Raw genomic sequence first — 20,948 nt, forward strand, 5'->3', positions numbered from 1 at the left:
GGCTCACCGCGATGGCCGCCGAGGCGCCACCGGCGCTCTCAGGCCTCGACTCGATCATCGACGGGGCCAGCGCCGTCACCGGACGCTGGACCGCGCAGGTCGACGGCGTCCTGGTCGCCCTCTCCGGATGGCCCTATTGGGCCGACGGCGCCCCCGCCGGGGCCCGCGCAGGGGCCACCCCCGGCGCCGGGGGGACGGTTGCGAGCCCTTCGGACCGCACGGCGCCCGAGGACCCCGCCGTCCGCGCCGCGAGACTCTATCGCCAGGAGGGCCCGCGCCTCCTCGAGCGCCTGCGCGGCGCCTTCACGCTCGCCGTCTACGACAGCGCCGCGCGCGCGGGGCTCCTCGCCATCGACCGCATCGGCCAGCACCACCTCTACTACGCCCGGGTCGGCGACGCCCTCGCCTTCGGCTCCTCGGCGGACGCCGTGGTCGCCTTCCCCGGCGTGCCGCGCGCGCTCTCCCACGACGCCCTCTTCCAGTACCTCTACTTCCACATGATCCCGAGCCCCGGCACCGTGTACGCCGGGGTCACCAAGCTCGAGGGCGCCCACTACCTCGCCTTCCGCCCGGGCTCGGTGGAGGTCCGGCCCTACTGGCGGCCCACCTTCCTCGAGACCTGGGACCGCCAGGGGCAGACGAGCCTCGACGCCTCGCTGCGGCAGGCCGGCGAGGAGCTGCTGGGGCACCTGCAGACCGACGTCGCCCGCTACTGCGACCTCCCCGCGGTCGGGGCGTTCCTCAGCGGCGGGCTCGACAGCTCCACCGTCGCCGGCCTCCTCGCCCGGGTCCGGCCCGGGGCGGCACACACCTATTCGGTCGGCTTCGCCGAAGAGCGCTACAACGAGCTGCCCTACGCGCACATCACCGCGGACTGGTTCCGCACCACCCAGCACGACGTCATCGTCTCGCCCGACGACGCGCTCACCGCCATCACCACCGTCGCCGAGCACTGTGACGAGCCCTTCGGCAACTCCTCGGCCCTCGCCGCCTACTTCTGCGCCCGCGCGGCGCGCGCCGACGGCGTCACCCGCCTCATCGCGGGCGACGGCGGCGACGAGCTCTTCGCCGGCAACGAGCGCTACGGCAAGCAGATGGTCTTCGAGGCCTACTTCCGGCTGCCGGAGGCGCTGCGCCGGGGCCTCCTCGAGCCGCTGCTCCTCGGCGTCCCGCTCTTCGAGCGCGTCCCGCTCCTCAAGAAGGGCGTGAGCTACGTGCGCCAGGCCCTGGTCCGGCTTCCGGATCGCTTCGACACCTACAGCTATCTCAACCGCCACCCTCTGGCCGAGATCTTCCAGCCCGAGTTCCTGGCGAGCGTCGACGTCGAGGCGCCGTCCCGGGCCATGCACGCGCTCTGGGACGCGGTGCCCGGCGCCAGCACGGTGAACCGCATGCTCTTCCTCGACTGGAAGAAGACCCTCCAGGACAACGACCTGGTCAAGGTCAACCGCATGTGCGAAGCGGCCGGCGTCGAGGTCGTCTACCCGATGCTCGACGACGCGGTGGTGGAGCTCTCCTGCCGGGTTCCGAGCCACCTCAAGCTCAAGCCCGGGCGGCTGCGCTACTTCTACAAGGAGGCGATGCGCGGGTTCCTGCCGCCCGAGACCCTGGCCAAGAAGAAGCACGGCTTCGGGCTGCCCTTCGCGGTCTGGATCACGAGCCACCGCGCGCTGCAGGAGATGGCCTACGACAGCGTGCTCGCCCTGCGCAACCGGCCCTACGTCCGCGCCGATTTCCTCGAGCGGGCGATCGATCTGCACCGCAACGACACGCCCGTCTTCTACGGCGAGCTGCTGTGGATCCTGATGATGCTCGAGCAGTGGCTGCGCTCGCGGGGGCTCTAGAGGGCGACGCCCCACCCCCGGGCCCACCGCCAGGGCGTGGGGCCGTGGGGGGGAGGCGCGAGCGGGCGGGCTGGTGTCACGAAATGCCTGACCTTTCACAACACCTGCAGAAAAGCCTCACGCCCCCTGGCGGGGGCGCCGACACTCCCCCCTGAGACACCCCCCTCGCGCGCCCGAGCCCGGAGCCAACCGGCCCCCCCCCGGGCGAGCAGGGGAGACCCGATTTCTATCCCCAGGAGTGACTCGTGGATCACTGGAACCGATATCACTGGAACCGATTGGGTATTACCGCCGCGCTGGCCTGCGCGGTGCTGCTCACCCCCGCCCATGCGGCCACCGCCCGCCCCGTTCTCGACCCGGGCGTCACCACCCCGGACACCGGTTGCTCGGGCGCGTGCCTCGAGGGCGACGCCCTGAAGGTCGCCACGAGCGGAGTGGTCTGGGCGGAATTCCTCGGTGGCGACGCGGACTTTTTCGATCGCCTCTACCTGTACGTCGGCGGACAGGTCCAGCGGCCGGTCTTTCCGAACCACCCGAAGCCCTCGCAGACGGTGGCCCTCGGCCACTTCGACGCCGGCACCGAGATCTTCCTCCGGCTCGACGGGGACGGGACCCGGCACGATTTCCGCACGGGGCCCGTGGAGACGGAGTCGAGGGGCCAGGGCCGCGGAGACAAGCCTGCAGCGCCGCAGGTCTACGCGACGACCGTCGGCTTCGAGACCTCGCCGGACGGGAGGGGGAAGGACTTCGACGACTTCCGGGTCCGCCTGACCAATGTCGTCGACCTGGCCACCTTCGCCTCGCTGGACGGTGCCTCCGAGCAGGCCCCGCAGCGGGGGGCGGCAACCGCAGGGAACACGAACGCGGAGCCATCGCAGTCCGTCCCCGAGCCGGCTGCCCTCACGCTCCTCGCGGCCGGCCTCATCGCCCTGGCCGCCACCCGCCGGCGTGTCCGGCGTCCCTCACACTTCATGTAATTTCACACGTCACCGGGGTAATGTCCCCCGGTGACGGAGGAATCCGGAACTGTCCACAATTCCTGTGGATAACTCTGTGGATCGTCTGTCGGAAAGCCTCTGTGAACCGCGTCACAATTCGCTTCGTTTCAGTTTGATGGATCCGCGACCATTTTCTCTAGAATTTCTTTTAATTCAGTAAGTTAATTCACAATTCCTGCAGTGTGATCACACGCCTCGCCGCGGCGGCCGCGCGCTTCCTGCGCGCCCGTCGCGGCGATTCCGGACTGTGGATGAATCCCAATCCGGGGCTTGACAGTCAAGGCCTCCCCGTGGAGCGGATCGCCCCCCGGCTCACCCCGGGGGCGCCCCTTCCGGGGGCCGGCGCCGCCCCGGCAGCACACGGAACGGGCGCCAGAGGCCCCCGGTGCGAAACGCCTCCCACCCCCAGCGCAGCCAGCCGAGCAGCGCGAAGGCGAGCCAGAGCGCCCAGGCCAGCATCAGCGCCCGGTAGAGCCAGAGCGGCGCGCTCAACACCGACGCCCGGGGCAGCTCCGGACCGGACCGGTCCTGGTACCAGCGCAGCAGGTACCCGTTCGAGCCATTGCCCTCCACCTGCATCTCGGGCAGGCCCAGGAGGCCGTTGCGCACCGCGTCGAAGAGCAGGCCGAGCGCGCTCAGGGTCAGGAGCACGAGGCCGACCTGCATCAGGTCGAAGCGCGCACGGGGCAGGTCCGCCGGGGCGCGGGCCCGGGCCCCGAGGGCCAGGAGCCAGCCCACCACCAGCACGGCCGACCAGGCCGGCGCCTGGGTCAGGCCCACCCCGAGGAGCGCCCACTGCCAGGTCCGGAGGGGCGTCAGGCGCAAGCGCCCGAGCCCCGCGGCCGCCCCCAGGAAGACCAGCAGCACGCCCCAGAGGAGCACCGCCGGCCCGAGCGCCGGCCCGCCGGTGAGGAGCACCCAGCGGCTGCGCGGCACCTCCACGGTGACGACGGCGTTGACCAGCGGGTGCCCCACGTCGACCCGCGGGGTCTCGAAGCGGCTGCCCATCCCGTCCGGCGTGCGCCAGGCCACCGACATCCGCTGCTCGCCCGGGCGCACGGGCAGCACCACGCGGTCACCGTCCTGGCGCACCGGCTGGGCGACCCCGTCCACCGTCACGGAGCGGAGCTCCGCGCCTGCGGGCAGGCGCACCACCGTCTGCCCGCCCTGGCTGCTGCGCACCACGAGCCCCAGGTCGGCGTCGGTCGAGCGCTGCCCCGGCACCACCTTGAGCGCCGCCCGGTCGATGGTCAGGGTCGGGCCGGGCACCCCCTCGGGGCGCGAGACCGCGAGCTCCAGGCGCTCGCCTGGCCAGGGCCGCCACTCGGGCAGCCAGCGCTCCCCCACCGGGCGGTGCACGGGGGCGATCCCCGCCGGCTCCACGTGCCAGGTGGGTCCGGCGTCGAGACGCCAGGTCTCCGTCCAGGCGGTCGTCACGGGCGCCTCCAGCACCACCCGGTCCGCCTTCGCGAGCGTCGACGACCACCCGAGCTCCCGGTCGTTGGGGCCGAGGCTCACGGGCACGCGGGCGTTCTCCACCCGCACGCCCGCGCTGGTCACCGCCTCCCCGGCGAGGAGGGGGACCTCCACGACCAGCCCTGCGCCGGTCGGCGAGAGGCGCACCACCCGCGTGTCCACCTGCCACTCGAGCCCGAGCCGCAGGGTCCGCTCGACCCGCAGCAGCGGCGGGAGCGCGGTGGGCGCCAGCGCGTCCGCCGCACCCTCGGTCGCGCGCTCGCGCACCAGGCGGACCACCCCCTCGGGCTGCCCGTCCGGCCCGAGGCCGTCCACCCGCCAGCCCTCGGCCCGCACCTCCACCCGCCGCGGACGCAGGGGGAGCGTCAGCTCGAGCCCGGCGCGGGCGGCGGAGAGCGCCCCCTCGAGCACGATCCGGTGCCCGCCCGGGCCGACCCGGGTCCAGAGCACGCCCGCTTCGTCCCGGGCCAGAGCCGGCGCGGCCCGCCCGTCCACCAGCACCTGCCGCGGCACCCAGCGGGTCCCCCCGCCCGGGAGCGGCACCGCCACGTCGGCGAGCGCCAGGACCTCGAGGTCGAGGCGCAGGGCATCACCCGCGATCTCCAGCCCCATGCGCGGGGCCTCGGCACAGCGGGGCGCGCACTCGGGCGGCGCGAGCAGGCGGACCCGCAGGTCCTCGAGGAGCTTCGGCGGCGGGAACTCCGCCCGGGCCTCGGGCGCGAGCGCCAGGCCCACGGCCAGCAGCGCCACGAGGGAGCCCACCGGGAGGGCCACGGAGCCTGCGAGGGCCCCGGAGGGTGCAACGGAGGCCGAGGTCCCCGCGGAAGCGGGCGCGCCGCCGGAGACGGACTGCCCACCCGGGGGCGTCGCCGGCCTTGCGCGAAGCCCTCCCCGCGCCGGCCGGTCCGGCCAGCCGAGCCGCCCCGCGAGCGCCACCAGCAGGAGCGCCACCAGCAGGTGCCAGAGGAGGCTCCCGGCGGGCGGCACCAGCCAGAGCCGGATCTCCCCTCCCCGCTCCACCGGCCCGCTGAAACCGAGCCGCGCCCGGTCCCAGTTCCAGGCGGGAAGCCCGGGGCCGGTCTGGATGGCGGCCTTCGGGTCGTAGCCCTCGAGCGCGCGCTTCAGGGGCAGGGGTGCGGAGGCAGCCGCCACCGCGCCTGCAGCCGCCCGCAGACGCGCCGACTGGGGCGCCTTCGCCGCGGGGGCGACGGCCTCCTCCAGGACTTCGGCCGGCTCCATCATCAGGGCGACGTCGGACTCGGCCTCCTCCCGCGCCTGGACCGGCGCCTCGTGGACCACCTGCCAGGGCCGCTCGAGCACGGGGAAGAGGGCGATGCGGACCTGGGCGACGACGAACGGGATCGTCAGCACCGCGAGCCCGGCGAGGGCCGCCCAGCGCAGGAAGCCAACCGCGGAGCGCAGGCGCCCCTCGGGCAGCACCCGCAGCAGCGCCACCGCCGCCAGCAGGTAGAGCCAGGGCGAGAGCGGCATCCCCGGCTCGTGGTACCCGAGCCCGAGGGCCGCGAGCGCGAGCAGGCCCCAACCCCAGCCCCAGAGCTTGCCCACCGCGGCGCTCACCACGAGCAGCAGGAAGAGGTCGAAGAGCGTCCAGCGGTAGAGCCAGGCCTCGGGCGCCTGGTCCACGCCCCCCACGGCGAAGAGCCGCCAGCCGGGCGGAAGGTGCAGCGTCGCCCCCACCCGCTGGAACCCCTCGGCCCAGCCGAGCGACGGCAGGCGGGAGACGTTCCCCTCGATCCGGCCCTCGGCCGTGAGGTCGAGCCGCCCGCCCCGCACCTCGACCCCCTCGCGCGCGGCGCCGGGCAACCGGGTGATGAGCTGGTCGCGCCCGTCCGCCACGACCCGTCCGAGGTGCAGGGAGGGCTCGGCCTCGAGCCGCCAGCCGCGGGTCACGGTGCCCGCGATGCGGTCCCGGACCGTCGCGCCCCCGCCGTCGAAGTCGAGCCAGAGGGTTCGCTCCAGGGTGAGGCGGTTCGGGTCGGGCTCAGGGTCGCCGCGCCGGCGCTCCACCAGCTCGAGCCGGTCCCCGGGCCGCGCCCGGTAGGCCGGCAGCCCCTGCCAGTCGCCGGGCAGGGAGGTCTGCCGGGGGTCCAGGGCCTCGAGCCCCCGCGGCTCGACCACGCGCAGGGTCGGCCGGGCGTCGAGCACCCAGACCTCCTCGGCGGGCCAGGGGGCCTCGGCCACCGGGCGGACCAGACCCGCCACCGGGCCGGGCAGCCGGTGCGTCACCTGGACCGACCAGCGCCCCGGGCGCACCTGCACCCGCAGCCGGCCGTCGGCCTCGAGCCGGGCCGGCAGGGGGCCTTCCAGCGCCATGGGGATGGCGTCGGCCGGGGGCAGGGGCCCGAGGAGCAGTTCTCGCGGGTCTCCGGCCACCTCCAGCTCGACCCGGGTCACGACCTGGAACGGCACCTCGTCCACCAGGCGCCGGAAGACGCGGACCTGCAGCCCGTCGTCACCCTTGCCCGTGGGGCGCTCGCGCGCGAGCCAGAGCCGCCCGTCGGGCTCCACCTCAGGCACCTCCCGGGCCACCCCCTCGAAGGTGAGGCGGACCAATCCCGCGTCCCGGGGCAGCTGCAGGGCCTCGGGCATCCGCGCCCACGCGAAGGCCCCGGTGATCCGGTGCGTGCCCGCGCCGAGCCGGACCGCGGGGGCGCCGTCACGCTCCACCACCGCGACGGGGGCGCCGTCGGCCTCGGCGCCCTGGGGCCAGTGGCGCGCCGAGCCCGGCAGGGTCACCCAGGCCTCGGCAAAGGTCTCCACGACCTGCTCGAAGGTCCCGCCCTGCGGGCCGAGGTCGAGCGCGAGGCTCGAAGGCCACACGCAGCGCCGGGTCTCGGCGCCCTGGACCCGCGGGCAGTCCCGGTCCTCGTGCCCGTGGAGGACCCACGGCACCCAGGCCTTCAGGGGATCCGGGACCGCCTCCGGCGCGAGCGGCGCCCCGAGCGCACCCGACCCAGCCGCCACGAGCAGCAGCGCCACGACCCAACGGTGCCATGTCCCCGCGCGATTCATGCCTGCCACCTCCGGGACCGCAGCCGCGGCCCGCTTTTTCGTGAACCGCAGAGACGCAGAGACACAGAGGATGATCAAAATTTCTGTCCTCTGCGCCTCTGCGTCTTCGCGGTGAATCCCCCTGCACCTCACCCCTGCTGCCGACCGTACAGCCGGCTGTAGAGCCCGCCATTCCCGATCAGCGTCTCGTGGGCGCCTTCCTCGATGATCTTCCCCGACTCGAACACGTACACCCGGTCGGCCTGGCGGACCGCCGAGAGCCGGTGGGCCACGATGAGCGTGGTCCGCCCGGCGAGGAACTCCCGCAGGGCGTCGTGCAGGCGCCCCTCGGTCTCGGCGTCGAGCGCCGAGGTCGCCTCGTCGAGGATGACCACGCTGGGGTTCGCGAGCACCATCCGGGCGACCGCCAGGCGCTGGCGCTGCCCGCCCGAGAGGCGCACGCCCTGGCGCCCGACCACGGTGTCGAGGCCGCTCGCGAGCGTCTTCACGTCCGCCGCGAGCTGGGCGACCTCGAGGGCCTTCCACACCGCCCCGTCGGGCACCTCGCGCCCGAGGGTCACGTTGCTGCGCACGGTGTCGTTGAAGAGCGCCGGGTGCTGCAGGACGGTCGCCACGTGCTCGCGGACCACGTCGAGCCCGATGGAGGTGATGGGCACGCCGCCGTAGGCGAGCGTCCCGCACTCCGGGGGGTAGAGCCCCAGGAGCACTTGGACCAGGGTCGACTTGCCGCCGCCGCTCGCGCCCACCAGCGCGACCTTCTCCCCCGGGGCGATGACGAGCGAGAGGTGGTCCAGCACGAGCGGGCCGCCGGCGTAGCGAAAGCACACGTCCCGCACCTCCACCCCGACCGTCGGCCGGCCGGCGAAGGGGTCCTCGACGTGGGGGTAGCGCGGCTCCTGTTCCAGGGCGAGGAGCCGGTTGATGCGCCCGAGCGCGGCATTCGCGCTGAAGTAGGAGTACTGGATCCCCAGCACCTCCTGCACCGGACCCATCATGAACCAGAGGTAGCCGAACACCGCCATCATCCCGCCGACCGTCAGGTCCGAGAACGCCACCAGCAGCATGCTGACCCCCCGGAACACCTCGAAGCCGGTGAGGAAGGTCAGGAACGACAGCCGGTTCGCGGCGTCGCTGCGCCAGGCGTAGCGCCCGGCGTTGTCGCGGACCTCGCGCGCCCGCTGCATCACCCGCCCGAGGTAGTGGCCCTCGCGATTGGCGGCGCGGACCTGCTGGATCGCGTCGAGGGTCTCGGTGAGGGCCTGCTGGAACACCTCGAAGGCCTGGTTCTCCCGGCGCTTGAGCTCCTTCACCCGCTTGCCCAGCGCAATGGTGAGGTAGACCACGAAGGGGTTCGTGAACAGGATGAAGAGCGCGAGAGGCCAGTGCATCCAGAGGAGCACCGCGGCGACGCCCACGAGCGAGAGCACCGCCACCAGGAACTTGCCCACCGAGCTCGCGATGAACTGGTCGAGCGCCTCCATGTCGGTGACGAAGTGCGAGGCCACCGCGCCGCTGCCGAGCGATTCGTACTCCGCCATCGACACCCGCTCGAGCCGCCCCAGCAGGTCCCGGCGCATGCGGTAGGTGGCGTCCTTGGCGATGGTCGTGAACTCCCGCGTCTGCCACACGCCGAGCGCGGTCGAGCCCGCCCGCAGGGCGATGGTCACCAGCATCATCACGCCGATGTAGAGCGCAGGGCCGTGCCAGGCCGCCGGGAAGATGCGGTCGAGCACGCCGACGAGCCAGCCGGGGCGCCCCAGCAGCACCTCGTCCACCAGGAGCGGCATCAGGAGCGGGATAGGCACCGAGACCAGCGCCCCGGCAAGCGCGATCAGGTTCGCGGTGACGAGCTCCCGGCGGTGCGCGAGCGCCACCGTGAGGAGCGTGCGCCAGGTGTAGCGGTCGGGTGCGGGCGGTGACGCGCCGCCCCCCCGCGACTCCCTCGGCTGGTCTGACACTTCGCCCTCCCGGTGGGCGGGACCCAGGTCATTTGCCCGTGTCGCCCGAACTTACATTCGCGCCGACACCATTACCAGCGGCGGCGGAGGCCGTGGTGGCGGGGTGCGGCCGTGGGGGGTGTCGGGAAACCGACTCCTTGCTGTCGGGAGTCTTTACAGGCGGCCTCCAGTGCCCTTCGCTGGGAACGCGCGTGGCTCGTTAACCCTTTGACGGGCCAGCCCATGGCGCACCGTGGCGCGAATCGTGCTTGATCTGAGGCAAAGTTTCGTGCGGCGGCCATCCGGGGCTGAGACCGGGCGCACACTCGCCGGGCATCGGCAGACCCGGGCAAGCGGGACCCGCGTGGTAGACTCGGAGCCGTATGGGGGACCCGGAACCCCTGCCGGCTCAAGGTGGAACAAGGCCTGCCGCTTGAATCAGGTATCAGGCTACGGAGCGATGGCAGTCATGAAAGCGAAGGACGAGAGTTCGACCCCTGTGGGCACCTCTCCCACGGCGGCTGACGGACCCACCACGGAAATTCGCGACGGGACAGACCGCCATCGGCGCCGCCTGATTCGGGGCGCGTCTGCCCTGCCGATGCTGTTAACCCTGCGGAGCAAGGGCCTGGCGGCGCAGAGTTGCACGGGGGCCCGGTATGAGCAGGACAAGAACGTATATCCACCAAACAATGCGTTTACGCTAGGCGAAAATGATGTTGCCCTAAAGAGTCTGGAGCGCTGTCAGGTAGGCGGTCTGACCGATGACCACGAAAAAATCTACCGTGGCACTGAAGTAGCGCTTGGAACCGACTGCTGGAACGCAAAAGTGACCGCCAACGGCGAGACGATTACCTGTGACGGAACCAACAACCCCGACAAGGGATACTACTGCTGTAACGTTGAGATTGCTGTCGTCAGTGGCGCGGCGTGGGCCTCGATCGTAGAGAGAGGACCCTGATCCGTTCCAAATTACCTGCAGCAACTGTTCCTGAGTTATGTGCTGAAAGTCTTGTGACATCGGATGCGGCTGTAGCTCCCCGAGACCACGTGCAGCAAGCGCAGCGCCACCCCCTGATGTGGTTCGACTGGCCGGACGGCCATGCCGTTTATCAGCGCAGTTCTGGGGAAACCCATTTCCTGAACGACATCGGAGGCCCACTCCTTCGCTGCCTTTCCGAGGAGGAGGCAGACAACACAACGGTCTGGCGCTGTGTTGAGAAGGTCTTGGGAGAACCAAGGACCGACGCCCTGTCCGCTCAGGTCAGGCCACTGCTAGAGCGCTTCGACGAACTGGGACTTGTCAGAAGAACTGCCCCCCGCTGATTTGCCTTCCACGTTCTCCGGCTGGCCACCCGGTCGTTTGCACGAGCAGTTGGGCCACGCTGGGCTCGTGGCCAGGATGGGGCCGTTCGCCATCCGCCTCCGTGTCCCCTTCGCGCCTCTCGTCGACTGGCTGCAACAGCTCTACGCCGACTACCCGGTCCTGGATGACGAGGCCCTCGTGGACCTGCACGTGGGTCTCGGCCCCCCGAGTCCCCTGAGGCGCTGGGTCAAACCGACCGTTCGCTTCACCATCGACGGCCGGTCACCCTTTCCCGACAGTCCAGCAAACCACGCCCCCCCCACGTTGGAGTGGGGCATCAACTGGGGTATCGCCACCCGCGCGAACCACCTGCTGATGCTGCACTGCGCCGCGATCGAGCGGGACGGGCGGGCGATGCTCTTCCCGGCCTGGCCGGGGCACGGCAAGTCGACGCTCTGCACCGCGCTCGTCCACTCCGGCTGGCGGCTCCTCTCGGACGAGTTCGGGCTGGTGCGCCCCGAGGACGGCGCTATCCTTCCGATCCCGCGGCTCATCCCGTTGAAGAACGAGTCGATCGAGGTGATCCGGAGCTTCGCCCCCCAGGCCTTCATCGGCCCTTCGTTCTACGGCACCCGCAAGGGCACCGTGGCCCACGTGCGCCCGCCGGCGGAGAGCGTGGAGCGCCAGGACGAGGTGGCGCGGCCGGGGTGGCTCGTCTTTCCCCGCTGGGTCAAAGACGCGCCGCTCAAGCTGGAGCCCATGCCGAAGGCGCAGTCCTTCCTGATGGTCGCGACCAACGCCTTCAACTACGAGGTCCTCGGCGAGACTGCCTTCCGGCTCGTGGGCGACATGGTCCGGACCTGCGAGTGCTTCTCGCTGACCTACTCCGATCTCGACGAGGCGGTGACCGCGCTGGACCGGCTCACCCGCGGCGCCCATGGGTGAGGCGAGCGCCCAGGCCGCGCGGGCCCGCCGGCTGCTGCTGGGCGCGCTGAAGGCGCCCGGGGATCTGCCTGCGCTCCCCCTCGCGGACTGGGACCTGCTCCTGCGGGTCGCGCGCCGCGCCCGGCTGCTCGGGCGCATCGAGGCCGACCTCGCGGCGGCGGACCTGCTGGGCGCCATCCCGGAGCGGGCCGGCAATCACCTGCGGGCCGCGCGCAACGTCGTCGCCCACCGCCACACCCTGACCACCTGGGAGGTGGACCGGATCCTCTGGGGGCTCGAGGGCGTGGACGTCCGGCCGGTCCTCCTGAAGGGCGTCGCCTACGTGATGGCCGGGCTGCCGCCCGCGCGCGGAAGGCTCTTCGCCGACGTGGATCTGATGGTGCCCGAGGCCCGCATCGAGGAGGTCGAGAAGACCCTCCTGGGACGGGGCTGGTTCCGCAAGGCGCTCGACCCCTACGACGAGCGCTACTACCGGGTCTGGAGCCACGAGATCCCGCCGCTCCGCCACCGGGAGCGCGAGACTGAGATCGACATCCACCACACGATCCTGCCCCGCACGAGCCGGCTGAAGCCGGACCCGGCGCTGCTCTTCGCGGCCGCCCGACCGCTCCCGGCGCTCGCCGCCCGTTCGGGGGCAAGCCCTGACCCGCTTCTGCCGGCCGACCCCCGGCTCCAGGTGCTCGCCCCCGCGGACATGGTCCTGCACTCCCTGGTCCACCTCTTCCTGGAGGGCGACCCCCAGGACGGGCTGCGTCTGCGGGACCTGGTGGACGCCCACGACCTGCTCCGGCACTTCGGCGCGGAACCCGACTTCTGGGGCAGCCTCGTGCCCCGGGCCCGGGAGCTGGGCCTGACCCGGCCCCTGTACTACGGGCTGCGCTACGCCCGGCGGCTCCTCGGCGCCGACGTGCCCCACGCGGTGCGGGCCGCGGCGAAGAAGGCCGCACCGCCCGCGCCCGTTCGGGCCCTGATGGACCGCCTCGTCCCGCTCGCCCTCTTCCCCGAGCACCCCGATTTCCCCCGCCGGCGCGCGGCCCGCGCCCGGCTCCTCATCTACGTCCGCTCCCACTGGCTGCGCATGCCGCCGCTGCTCCTGGCGCGGCACCTGGGGTACAAGGCGTGGCTGCGGGTGCGGCGGGTCCCACGCAAGGTGGAGCTGACGCAGCTCGACCTGAAACAGTAGGCGCCGCCGCCGGCCCACACGCCGGGCCCCCAGCCTTCGCCCTGTGTTATGTTGGTCGCGGGACCACCAAGGGGGGAACGACAATGAGAGTCCTGTTGTCTCTGATGGGGAGCGTGGCCGGCTGGGCCGGGATCCTGGTCTGCCTCGCCGCAGGTGCCCTGCGGGTGGGGGGGAGCTTCCATTTCGGGGGCTATGAGCTGAACACGATCTTCCTCGCCGGGCTGGCGCTGCTCGTCGCCGGCGCATTCGTGAAGCTCGAGGCGCTCGCCATCAGCAAGTGAGAATCGCACGAGGGTAGGAATCGCATGAAGCACCACCGTCTGCCCACCGTCCCCGTTTCTGACCTCGTCTCCGGCCTCGTCTCCGGCCTCGCGGCCCGGGTCGTCACGGTCCTCGTCGGCGGCCTCCTCTCGGGGTCCGTCCTGGCCCAGGCCGGCGCCTGGCAGGGTCAGCTCAAGGACGGCGGCCAGGTGCAGATGGACCCCCAGACCCGCCGGCCCGTGGTCACGACACCCCAGGGCGTCACGACCCAGCTCTGGGACGGGGTGCACCGCATGCAGGACGGCTCGACGGTCACGGTTCGCTCAGGCGTGGCCGTGCCTTCCCCGCAGGGGGGCGCGACACCGGCCCCGGTCCTGCCCCAGGTGACCATACTGCCGGAGACCGGGAAGGCCGAGGCGCCGGTCCCCGCGCACGTCACCAGCGACCCTGCGGCCGCGTGCCTCGTGCTCCTGCGCAAGGCCTGCGGCCTGCACGACGAGTGCCGCGACCAGGAATCCTGCGGCCACGCCCAGCAGTTGCACCGGTTCGCCCGGGACGAAGCCGCCGAGGCGGCCCGCGGCGGCTCGCGGCTCGCCGGCCGGGCCGTGGAGACGGTGCGCCAGTGCGAGCAGGCGCTCGCCGACGAGGCCCTGTTCAAGCCGTGCGGGCTGTCCCAGCGCGGGGCCGTGCCCACGCCGTGCGAGCGGCTGGTGGACCGTGTCTGCGGGCCCCAGGGCGCGTGCGACGCGAGCCCCGCCTGCGGACCCTCGAGGCAGCTGGCGGAGACGGAGTACGGGGAGCGGGCGGCGAGTCAGTACCCCGACGCCCTCACGGCAGCGAGCGGAGAGTGCAACCAGGCGCTGCAGGACCGGGAGTTCTTCGTCCCCTGCCAGGCGCGATAGAAAGGCGATAGACGGGGGCGCGCAGCCCCCGCCTATCGCAGCCCCCGGCTATCGGAGCAGGCTCGGTGCCGGAGCCTCTCGGAGCGCCCCCGCCTGCCGTCTCTCAGAGCAGCCCGAGCTGCAGCTTGGCCTCGTCGGTCATGCGGTCCATGGTCCAGGGTGGCTCCCAGACCACGTCCACCAGGACGTCGGTGACACCGGGCACGCGGCGCACGGCCGCTTCGACCACGTCGGGGAAGGTCTGGGCGACGGGGCAGCCGGGGGCGGTGAGCGTCATGTCCACCTCCACGGCGCCCTTCTCGTCCACGTCGCAGCGGTAGACGAGCCCCAGGTCGTAGATGTTGACGGGGATCTCGGGGTCGAACACCGTGCGCAGGGCCTCGACGACCCGCGCCTTCAACGCCTCCGCCGCCGCCTCCGCCACCGCCGCCCCCGCACCCGCCTCGGCCATCCCTGCGGCCTGCACGCTCTCGCCGATGTCCGACATTCCTCTGGCCTCCGCCATCGCGCCGGGCCCCGCCATCCGCCCGCTCTCGGCCTACCCCACCCGCGCGCCCCGAACCGGCAGCGGCGGAACCCCTGCCCTCACTCCGTCGTCACCGTCCCGCCCGGCTCGTGCAGCGCGGCCCGCAGGGTGTGCCACGCGAGCGTGGCGCACTTGACCCGCATCGGGTACTCCTTCACCCCTTCGAGCACCGCCAGCTTGCCGAGGCGCGCGGACTGCGTGCCGCCCGCGCCCTCCGTCAGCACGTCGCGGACCACCTCGACGAGCGAGTCCGCCTCCGCGACCGGGCGGTCCATGATCGCCTGCGTCATGAGCGAGGCCGAGGCCATGCAGATCGCGCAGCCGTGGCCCTCGAAGCCCACGTCCCGGACCACGTCGTCCTCGACCCGCAGGTGCACCTGCACCTCGTCGCCGCAGAGCGGGTTGAAGCCGTGGGCGTGGCGGTTCGCGCCGGCGGGGTTCTTCGGGTAGTTCCGCGGGTGGCGGTTGTGATCGAGGATGACCTCTTCGTAGAGGTCGCGCAGATCGCTCATCGCGCGAAGACCTCGCGGACCTTGCGCAGCCCCGCGACGAGCGCCTCGACCTCGGCAAGCGTGTTGTAGAGCCCGAACGAGGCCCGCGTCGTCGCCGGCAGCCCGAAGCGCTCCATCACCGGCATCGCGCAGTGGTGGCCCGCGCGCACCGCGATGCCCTGGCGGTCGAGGATGGTGCCCACGTCGTGGGGGTGCACGCCGTCCAGCACGAAGGAGACGAGGCTCGCCTTGTCCCGCGCAGTCCCCACGATCCGGAGCCCCGGCAGATCCGAGAGGGCGGCCGTCGCCGCCTCGAGGAGCCGGTGCTCGTGCGCGGCGATCGGCTCGAGGCCGAGGGCCTCCACGTAGGCGATGGCGGCGGCGAGCCCCACCGCCCCTGCCACGTTCGGCGTGCCCGCCTCGAATTTCATGGGCAGCGCCGCCCAGGTGCTCTCCTGGAAGGTGACGCGGCGGATCATCTCGCCGCCGCCCTGGTAGGGCGGCATCGCGTCGAGCAGCGATTCCTTGCCGTAGAGCGCCCCGATCCCCGTGGGGCCGTACACCTTGTGGCCCGAGAAGGCGTAGAAGTCGCAGTCGAGCGCCTGCACGTCGATGCGCACGTGGGGGGCAGCCTGCGCCCCGTCGACCAGCACGGGGATCCCGTGGGCGTGCGCGGCCTCGATCATCGCGCGCACCGGGTTGACGGTGCCGAGCGCGTTCGACACGTGGCCGACACCCACGATGCGCGTGCGCGGGCCGAGCAGGCGCAGGTATTCCTCGAAGAGCAGCTCCCCGCGGTCGTTGCACGGCACGACCTTCAGCACTGCGCCCGTTTCGCGCGCGGCGAGCTGCCAGGGCACGATGTTGGCGTGGTGCTCGAGCTGGGTCAGCAGGATCTCGTCGCCCTCGCGCAGGCGCGGCCGGGCGTAGCTGTGGGCCACCAGGTTGATGGCCTCGGTGACCCCGCGCACGAACACCACCTCGCGCGGGCTCGCCGCGCCGAGGAACCCCTGCACCGCGGTGCGGGCGCGGTCGAAGGCCCGGGTCGCGCGCTCGCTCAACGCGTGCACACCCCGGTGGACGTTCGCGCAGTCGTGCTCGTAGAAGTGCACCTCGGCGTCGATCACCGCGCGCGGCTTCTGCGTGGTGGCGCCGTTGTCGAGATAGGCGAGCGGGTGGCCGTGGGCGCTCTGGTGCAGGGCCGGAAAGTCGGCGCGCACGCGCTCCACGTCGTAGCCGGCGGAAGCGGGCGCGGCGGGGGATGCAGACGGGGATGCGGCGGAGCTTCCGGCGGAGGTCACGGTGAAGGGCACGGCGGGGGTCGGGGTGGACGGGGTGTCAGGGCTCATGGGCTCACCTGCGCGCTCTCGGGACCGGGGACGTGGGTGACGATGAGCCGCTCGAGCCGCTCGCGCACCGCGTCGATGGACATCCGGTCGATCAGGTCCTGGGCGAAGCCGCGGGTGAGAAAGCCCTGGGCGGCGCCCTCGTCGATGCCGCGCGAGCGCAGATAGAACAGCATGTCGGCGTCCAGCTGACCCACCGTCGCGCCGTGGCTGCACTTCACGTCGTCGGCGTAGATCTCGAGCTCCGGCTTGGTGTCCACCTCGGCCTCGCGCGAGAGCAGCAGGTTCTGGCTCGACTGCTGGGAGTCGGTCTTCTGGGCCCCGGGCCGCACGAGGACCCGGCCGTTGAACACGCCCCGGGCGCGCCCGCCCAGGATCCCCTTGAAGAGCTCGCGGCTCGTGCCCCGCGGCGCGGCGTGATCGACGGTGGTGTGGAAGTCCACGTGCTGGCGGCCGGCGGCCATGTAGAGTCCGTTCAGCGTGCACTCGGCGCCCTCGCCCTCGAGCGTCGCGGCGATGTCGTTGCGCGTGATCCCGCCTCCGAGCGCGACCGAGTGCGACGTGTAGCGGCTGTCCCGCCCCTGGCGGACCTCGAGCCGCGCCACGTGATGGGTGGTCACCGCCTCCTCCTGCAACTGGAAGTGCTCGAGCGAGGCGCCCTCGGCGAGCACGACGGTCGTCACCACGCTGGTGAGCCCCGCCCCACTGCGGAGCGAGCCGAAGGACTCGATGACCCGCGCCTGCGCGCGAGGGCCGAGCGAGATGACCGTGCGCAGATTGGCGAGCGCGGGCTCCGCAGCGCCGACCCCGAGATAGACGAGGTGCACGGGCCGCTCGAGCACGACGCCCGCCGCCACCTCGAGCCACACGCCGTCCTCGAGGAACGCCTGATGGAGCGCATCGAAGCCGGTGCGAAGGGCGAGGCCCGAGAGCGCGGCACGCGCCCGCTCGGTCGTCCCGGCGAGCACCCGCACCAGGCTTGCGAGCTCGACCCCCTCCGGGAGCGGACCCGTCTCGGAGAGCTCTGCCGCATAGCGCCCGTTCACGAACACGAGCCGGTGGGCGTCGAGCCCCGGGAACAGGAACGGCGCGAGCGCTTCGGGCGCGGGGACGGGCGCCGGCTGGGCGACCCGGAAACCCTGCGCCGCGATGGGCGCAGTGCTCGTGTACCTCCACCGCTCGTCGCGCGTCGAGGGGAAACCGAGGTCCGCGAACCGCGCGATCCCCTCCTCGCGGAGCTCCCTCAGCCAGGCGGTACCCGCGCCCGCCAGCGACCCGGCCGCGCGCGTGTGCTCGCCGAGGTAGTGCTCGACCGCCGCCTCCGCCCCGCCGCCACCGGCGGGCGCGCCCCCTGCGCGCGCGCTCATGCCGCAGTGACCCCCTGCTGCTGGATCCACCCGTAGCCGTGGCGCTCGAGCTCCAGGGCGAGGCTGCGGTCACCGCTCTTCACGATGCGCCCGCCCGCGAGCACGTGCACCTGGTCCGGCACGATGTACTCGAGCAGGCGCTGGTAGTGCGTGACCACGAGCATGGAGCGCTCGGGCGATCGCAGCGAGTTCACGCCGTCGGCCACGACCTTCAGGGCGTCGATGTCGAGCCCCGAGTCGGTCTCGTCGAGGATGGCGAGCTTCGGCTCGAGCATCGCCATCTGGAAGATCTCGTTGCGCTTCTTCTCGCCGCCGGAAAAGCCCTCGTTCACCGAGCGCTTCAGGAGGTCGTCCTTCATCTTCACGACCTTCATCTTCTCGCGCACGAGCTGCATGAAGTCCATCGCGTCGAGCTCTTCCAGGCCCCGGTGCTTGCGCCCGGCGTTGACGGCGGCCTTCAGGAAGTAGGTGTTGTTCACCCCGGGGATCTCCACCGGGTACTGGAAGGCGAGGAAGATCCCCTCGCGGGCCCGGATCTCCGGCGCCATGCCGAGGAGGTCCTTGCCCTCGAACGTCACGCTGCCGCGGGTGACGGTGTAGCCCTCGCGCCCAGCCAGCACGTGGGAGAGCGTGCTCTTCCCGGAGCCGTTCGGCCCCATCACGGCGTGCACCTCGCCGGCGCGGATGCTGAGGTCGATCCCCATGAGGATCGGCTTGCCGTCCACTTCGACGTGAAGGTCTCTGATCTCCAGCATCAGCAGCTTCTCCCGTTCCGGAATCTCGTCAACCGCAGAGACATATGGTTCACTCGCCCTAGCCCACCGCGCCCTCGAGGCTCACCCCGAGCAGCTTCTGCGCCTCGACCGCGAACTCCATCGGCAGCTCGCGGATGACCTCCTTCGCGAAGCCGTTCACGATGAGCGACACGGCGTCCTCGGCGGAGATCCCCCGCTGGGCGCAGTAGAAGAGCTGGTCCTCGCCGATCTTCGAGGTCGACGCCTCGTGCTCCACCCTCGCCGTGGGGTTGGCGACCTCGATGTAGGGGAAGGTGTGGGCACCGCAGCGGTCACCCATCAGCAGCGAATCGCACTGCGTGTAATTGCGCGCGCCGTCGGCGGACTTCGTGATCTTCACGAGCCCGCGGTAGCTGTTCTGGGCGCGGCCGGCCGAGATCCCCTTCGAGATGATGGTGCTCGAGGTGTTCTTGCCGATGTGGACCATCTTGGTCCCGGTGTCGGCCTGCTGGTAGTGGTTGGTCAGGGCGACCGAGTAGAACTCGCCGACCGAGTGGTCGCCGCGCAGGATGCAGCTCGGGTACTTCCAGGTGATCGCCGAGCCGGTCTCGACCTGGGTCCAGGAGATCTTCGAGCGCGCCCCTCGGCACTCCCCGCGCTTGGTGACGAAGTTGTAGATCCCACCGCGCCCCTCCTCGTCCCCCGGGTACCAGTTCTGCACCGTGGAGTACTTGATCTGCGCGTCCTGGAGGGCCACCAGCTCCACCACCGCCGCGTGCAGCTGGTTCTCGTCGCGCATCGGCGCGGTGCAGCCCTCGAGATAACTGACGTAGCTGCCCTCGTCGGCGACGATCAGCGTGCGCTCGAACTGCCCGGTCTTCGAGGCGTTGATGCGGAAGTACGTGGAGAGCTCCATCGGGCAGCGCACGCCCTTCGGGATGTAGACGAAGGAGCCGTCCGAGAACACCGCGGAGTTGAGCGCCGCGAAGAAATTGTCGGTGGGCCACACCACGGTGCCGAGGTACTGGCGCACCAGCTCCGCGTGATCGCGCACCGCCTCGGAGAACGAGCAGAACACGATGCCGTGTGCGGCGAGCTTCTCCTTGAAGGTGGTGGCGACCGACACGCTGTCGAACACCGCGTCCACCGCGATCCCGGCGAGCGCCATCTGCTCCTCCAGCGGGATCCCGAGCTTCTTGTAGGTCTCGAGCAGCCGCGGGTCCACCTCCTCCAGGCTCTTCGGGCCGTCGGCCCGGGACTTCGGTGCGGAGTAATAGGAGATGGCGTCGTAGTCGATGGGGCCGTGGTGCAGGTGAGCCCAGGTCGGCTCGCGCAACGTCAGCCAGTGCCGGTAGGCCTTCAGGCGCCACTCGAGCATCCACTCGGGCTCGCCCTTCTTGGCCGAGATGAGGCGCACGACGTCCTCGCTCAGGCCAGGCGGCACGGTGTCCGCGTCGATGTCGGTGACGAACCCGTGCGGGTAGGCCTTGTGGACCAGCTCTTCGACGGTCTCGCTGGAGGCGGACATGTGCTCGTTCCCCTGCTGCTATCGACTCGCGCGGCGCACGGGCCGCACGGTGATCTCGCTCACCGGGACAACGCTCTCCCCGGCCGGCGGGACCACCATGTCCGCCAGGGACACCCCGGCCAGCGCGTGCCACACGGTATCGTTGATCCGCTGCCAGTTCGCGCGCACCGCGCAGTGCGACTCCTGGCTGCAGTTGCCCCCGTCGCTCGCGCACTCGGTGATCGCGAACGGCCCTTCGAGGGCGTCGATCACCTGCGCCACGGAGATCGCGGCCGGCATCCGCGCCAGGCGGTAGCCACCCTTCGACCCGCGGGCCGAAACCAGCAGGCCGGCGCGGGACAGCCGCTTCAGCACCTTGCTCACCGTCGGCACGGCCACCCGGATCGCGCCTGCCACGTCACCCGCCGCGTGCACCTGGGAGGGCTCCTGCGCCAGGTGGGTCATCACCACGATGCCGTAGTCGGTGAGCTTGCTCAGCTTCAACATCGGATGCTCGGCTCCGGCACGGTGGCGCGGGGCAGATCGCCATACGGGACCACTTTAGTCCTGATTCAGGCAAGGCACAAGAGGGAGGCGCCCGGGCGGTCCCGGGCGCCAACGGCTGGGGGCGCTCGCTACAGGCTCTCGCTACAAGCGCTCGGGCAGGTGCTCCCGGATCTCCGCGGGGGTGAGCCGGGTGATGTTCTTGTGCACCTCCCCGGCGACGGCCTGGGCGACCGTCTTCGGGAAGTGGGCCCGGAGCTCACCGAGGAAGGTGGGCGACGCCACCACGTACAGGCGCTCGAAGCGCCGGCCGTTCAGCGCGTCCTCCAGGTAGTCCGCGAGCTGGCGCGCGAAGCGCTGGTGCTCCTCCTTGCGGGGGTCGTCCTCGTGGCCCATGGAGTGCCCGCCGGTGCCGTCGCTGCCCTGCCGGCGGCCCGGCCGCTGGTCCGAGGTGAGCTCCTGCTCGCGCAGCCGGCTCTCGGTGTGCACGAAGTCCTGCACCTCCGTCAGGGCGCCCACGGGCTTCTCCGCCTCGAAGATGCGCGCGCGCGTGGTATCCGATACGAGCACCCAGGTCTTCGGCATGGC

At 71.9% G+C, this 20,948-nt stretch carries 18 protein-coding genes; 8 read left to right on the plus strand and 10 right to left on the minus strand.

Annotation, left to right across the window (positions count from 1 at the left end; genetic code table 11):
- The first annotated feature begins 11 nt into the window (after positions 1-11).
- Both KA217_04070 and KA217_04075 read left to right on the plus strand, forming a co-directional pair.
- Positions 12-1,844, plus strand: coding sequence for an asparagine synthase (locus tag KA217_04070; GenBank protein MBP7711628.1), 1,833 nt, complete (start codon positions 12-14; stop codon positions 1,842-1,844).
- 245 nt (positions 1,845-2,089) lie between these two features.
- Complete coding sequence (locus tag KA217_04075; GenBank protein ID MBP7711629.1) at positions 2,090-2,821, plus strand: PEP-CTERM sorting domain-containing protein; 732 nt, start codon at positions 2,090-2,092, stop codon at positions 2,819-2,821.
- 333 nt (positions 2,822-3,154) lie between these two features.
- On the opposite strand, the gene KA217_04080 is transcribed toward KA217_04075, so the two are convergent.
- Together KA217_04080 and KA217_04085 are read right to left on the minus strand one after the other, a co-directional pair.
- Entirely contained in the window at positions 3,155-7,351 is a 4,197-nt protein-coding gene (locus KA217_04080) for a hypothetical protein (protein MBP7711630.1), read from the minus strand.
- A 128-nt stretch (positions 7,352-7,479) separates the two neighbouring features.
- Positions 7,480-9,225 (minus strand): ABC transporter ATP-binding protein, encoded by a 1,746-nt coding sequence (locus KA217_04085; GenBank protein ID MBP7711631.1) that lies wholly within the window; start codon positions 9,223-9,225, stop codon positions 7,480-7,482.
- A gap of 532 nt (positions 9,226-9,757) precedes the next feature.
- Between KA217_04085 and KA217_04090 the strand changes: the two genes are divergently transcribed.
- The 6 genes from KA217_04090 to KA217_04115 all read left to right on the plus strand — a co-directional run bounded on the left by KA217_04090 (position 9,758) and on the right by KA217_04115 (position 13,885).
- Positions 9,758-10,249, plus strand: a complete 492-nt coding sequence (locus KA217_04090) for a hypothetical protein (GenBank protein ID MBP7711632.1) — start codon at positions 9,758-9,760, stop codon at positions 10,247-10,249.
- 89 nt (positions 10,250-10,338) lie between these two features.
- A complete protein-coding gene (locus tag KA217_04095) occupies positions 10,339-10,614 on the plus strand; it encodes an HPr-rel-A system PqqD family peptide chaperone (protein MBP7711633.1) in 276 nt (91 codons plus the stop codon).
- Between the two features lie 76 nt (positions 10,615-10,690).
- Positions 10,691-11,539 carry an HprK-related kinase A gene (locus KA217_04100; GenBank protein ID MBP7711634.1) on the plus strand — a complete coding sequence of 283 codons (849 nt, stop codon included), beginning with the start codon at positions 10,691-10,693 and terminating at the stop codon, positions 11,537-11,539.
- Positions 11,532-12,722: a nucleotidyltransferase family protein gene (locus KA217_04105; protein MBP7711635.1), complete on the plus strand. Its 1,191-nt coding sequence runs from the start codon at positions 11,532-11,534 to the stop codon at positions 12,720-12,722. Before KA217_04100 ends, KA217_04105 begins: the two co-directional genes overlap by 8 nt.
- Positions 12,723-12,817: 95 nt before the next feature.
- Positions 12,818-13,003, plus strand: a complete 186-nt coding sequence (locus tag KA217_04110) for a hypothetical protein (GenBank protein MBP7711636.1) — start codon at positions 12,818-12,820, stop codon at positions 13,001-13,003.
- Between the two features lie 24 nt (positions 13,004-13,027).
- Positions 13,028-13,885: a hypothetical protein gene (locus tag KA217_04115; GenBank protein ID MBP7711637.1), complete on the plus strand. Its 858-nt coding sequence runs from the start codon at positions 13,028-13,030 to the stop codon at positions 13,883-13,885.
- 103 nt (positions 13,886-13,988) lie between these two features.
- On the opposite strand, the gene KA217_04120 is transcribed toward KA217_04115, so the two are convergent.
- The 8 genes from KA217_04120 to KA217_04155 form a co-directional block, all read right to left on the minus strand.
- Positions 13,989-14,390: an SUF system Fe-S cluster assembly protein gene (locus KA217_04120; protein ID MBP7711638.1), complete on the minus strand. Its 402-nt coding sequence runs from the start codon at positions 14,388-14,390 to the stop codon at positions 13,989-13,991.
- An 80-nt stretch (positions 14,391-14,470) separates the two neighbouring features.
- Positions 14,471-14,923: an SUF system NifU family Fe-S cluster assembly protein gene (locus KA217_04125; protein ID MBP7711639.1), complete on the minus strand. Its 453-nt coding sequence runs from the start codon at positions 14,921-14,923 to the stop codon at positions 14,471-14,473.
- Positions 14,920-16,251 carry a cysteine desulfurase gene (locus KA217_04130; GenBank protein ID MBP7711640.1) on the minus strand — a complete coding sequence of 444 codons (1,332 nt, stop codon included), beginning with the start codon at positions 16,249-16,251 and terminating at the stop codon, positions 14,920-14,922. Before KA217_04130 ends, KA217_04125 begins: the two co-directional genes overlap by 4 nt.
- A complete protein-coding gene (gene sufD / locus KA217_04135; protein MBP7711641.1) occupies positions 16,248-17,615 on the minus strand; it encodes a Fe-S cluster assembly protein SufD in 1,368 nt (455 codons plus the stop codon). The genes KA217_04130 and sufD overlap by 4 nt, the downstream gene beginning before the upstream one ends.
- Entirely contained in the window at positions 17,612-18,370 is a 759-nt protein-coding gene (gene sufC, locus KA217_04140; GenBank protein MBP7711642.1) for a Fe-S cluster assembly ATPase SufC, read from the minus strand. Before sufC ends, sufD begins: the two co-directional genes overlap by 4 nt.
- Positions 18,371-18,428: 58 nt before the next feature.
- Positions 18,429-19,877: a Fe-S cluster assembly protein SufB gene (sufB, locus tag KA217_04145; GenBank protein ID MBP7711643.1), complete on the minus strand. Its 1,449-nt coding sequence runs from the start codon at positions 19,875-19,877 to the stop codon at positions 18,429-18,431.
- 18 nt (positions 19,878-19,895) lie between these two features.
- On the minus strand, positions 19,896-20,363 hold the full coding sequence (locus KA217_04150) for an SUF system Fe-S cluster assembly regulator (GenBank protein MBP7711644.1): 468 nt from the start codon (positions 20,361-20,363) through the stop codon (positions 19,896-19,898).
- A 141-nt stretch (positions 20,364-20,504) separates the two neighbouring features.
- Positions 20,505-20,945 (minus strand): host attachment protein, encoded by a 441-nt coding sequence (locus KA217_04155; GenBank protein ID MBP7711645.1) that lies wholly within the window; start codon positions 20,943-20,945, stop codon positions 20,505-20,507.
- Between the last annotated feature and the right edge of the window lie 3 nt (positions 20,946-20,948).

This window comes from Gammaproteobacteria bacterium (assembly GCA_017999615.1).
GTDB lineage: Bacteria > Pseudomonadota > Gammaproteobacteria > JAABTG01 > JAABTG01 > JAGNLM01.

Coding starts and splice junctions, on each gene's coding strand:
- KA217_04090 (MBP7711632.1), top strand. CDS start 9,758: ATGAAAGCGAAGGACGAGAGTTCGACCCCTGTGGGCACCTCTCCCACG.
- KA217_04130 (MBP7711640.1), bottom strand. CDS start 16,251: ATGAGCCCTGACACCCCGTCCACCCCGACCCCCGCCGTGCCCTTCACC.
- KA217_04155 (MBP7711645.1), bottom strand. CDS start 20,945: ATGCCGAAGACCTGGGTGCTCGTATCGGATACCACGCGCGCGCGCATC.
- KA217_04080 (MBP7711630.1), bottom strand. CDS start 7,351: ATGAATCGCGCGGGGACATGGCACCGTTGGGTCGTGGCGCTGCTGCTC.
- KA217_04115 (MBP7711637.1), top strand. CDS start 13,028: ATGAAGCACCACCGTCTGCCCACCGTCCCCGTTTCTGACCTCGTCTCC.
- KA217_04070 (MBP7711628.1), top strand. CDS start 12: ATGGCCGCCGAGGCGCCACCGGCGCTCTCAGGCCTCGACTCGATCATC.
- sufB (MBP7711643.1), bottom strand. CDS start 19,877: ATGTCCGCCTCCAGCGAGACCGTCGAAGAGCTGGTCCACAAGGCCTAC.
- sufC (MBP7711642.1), bottom strand. CDS start 18,370: ATGCTGGAGATCAGAGACCTTCACGTCGAAGTGGACGGCAAGCCGATC.
- KA217_04125 (MBP7711639.1), bottom strand. CDS start 14,923: ATGAGCGATCTGCGCGACCTCTACGAAGAGGTCATCCTCGATCACAAC.
- sufD (MBP7711641.1), bottom strand. CDS start 17,615: ATGAGCGCGCGCGCAGGGGGCGCGCCCGCCGGTGGCGGCGGGGCGGAG.
- KA217_04105 (MBP7711635.1), top strand. CDS start 11,532: ATGGGTGAGGCGAGCGCCCAGGCCGCGCGGGCCCGCCGGCTGCTGCTG.
- KA217_04150 (MBP7711644.1), bottom strand. CDS start 20,363: ATGTTGAAGCTGAGCAAGCTCACCGACTACGGCATCGTGGTGATGACC.
- KA217_04100 (MBP7711634.1), top strand. CDS start 10,691: ATGGGGCCGTTCGCCATCCGCCTCCGTGTCCCCTTCGCGCCTCTCGTC.
- KA217_04120 (MBP7711638.1), bottom strand. CDS start 14,390: ATGGCGGAGGCCAGAGGAATGTCGGACATCGGCGAGAGCGTGCAGGCC.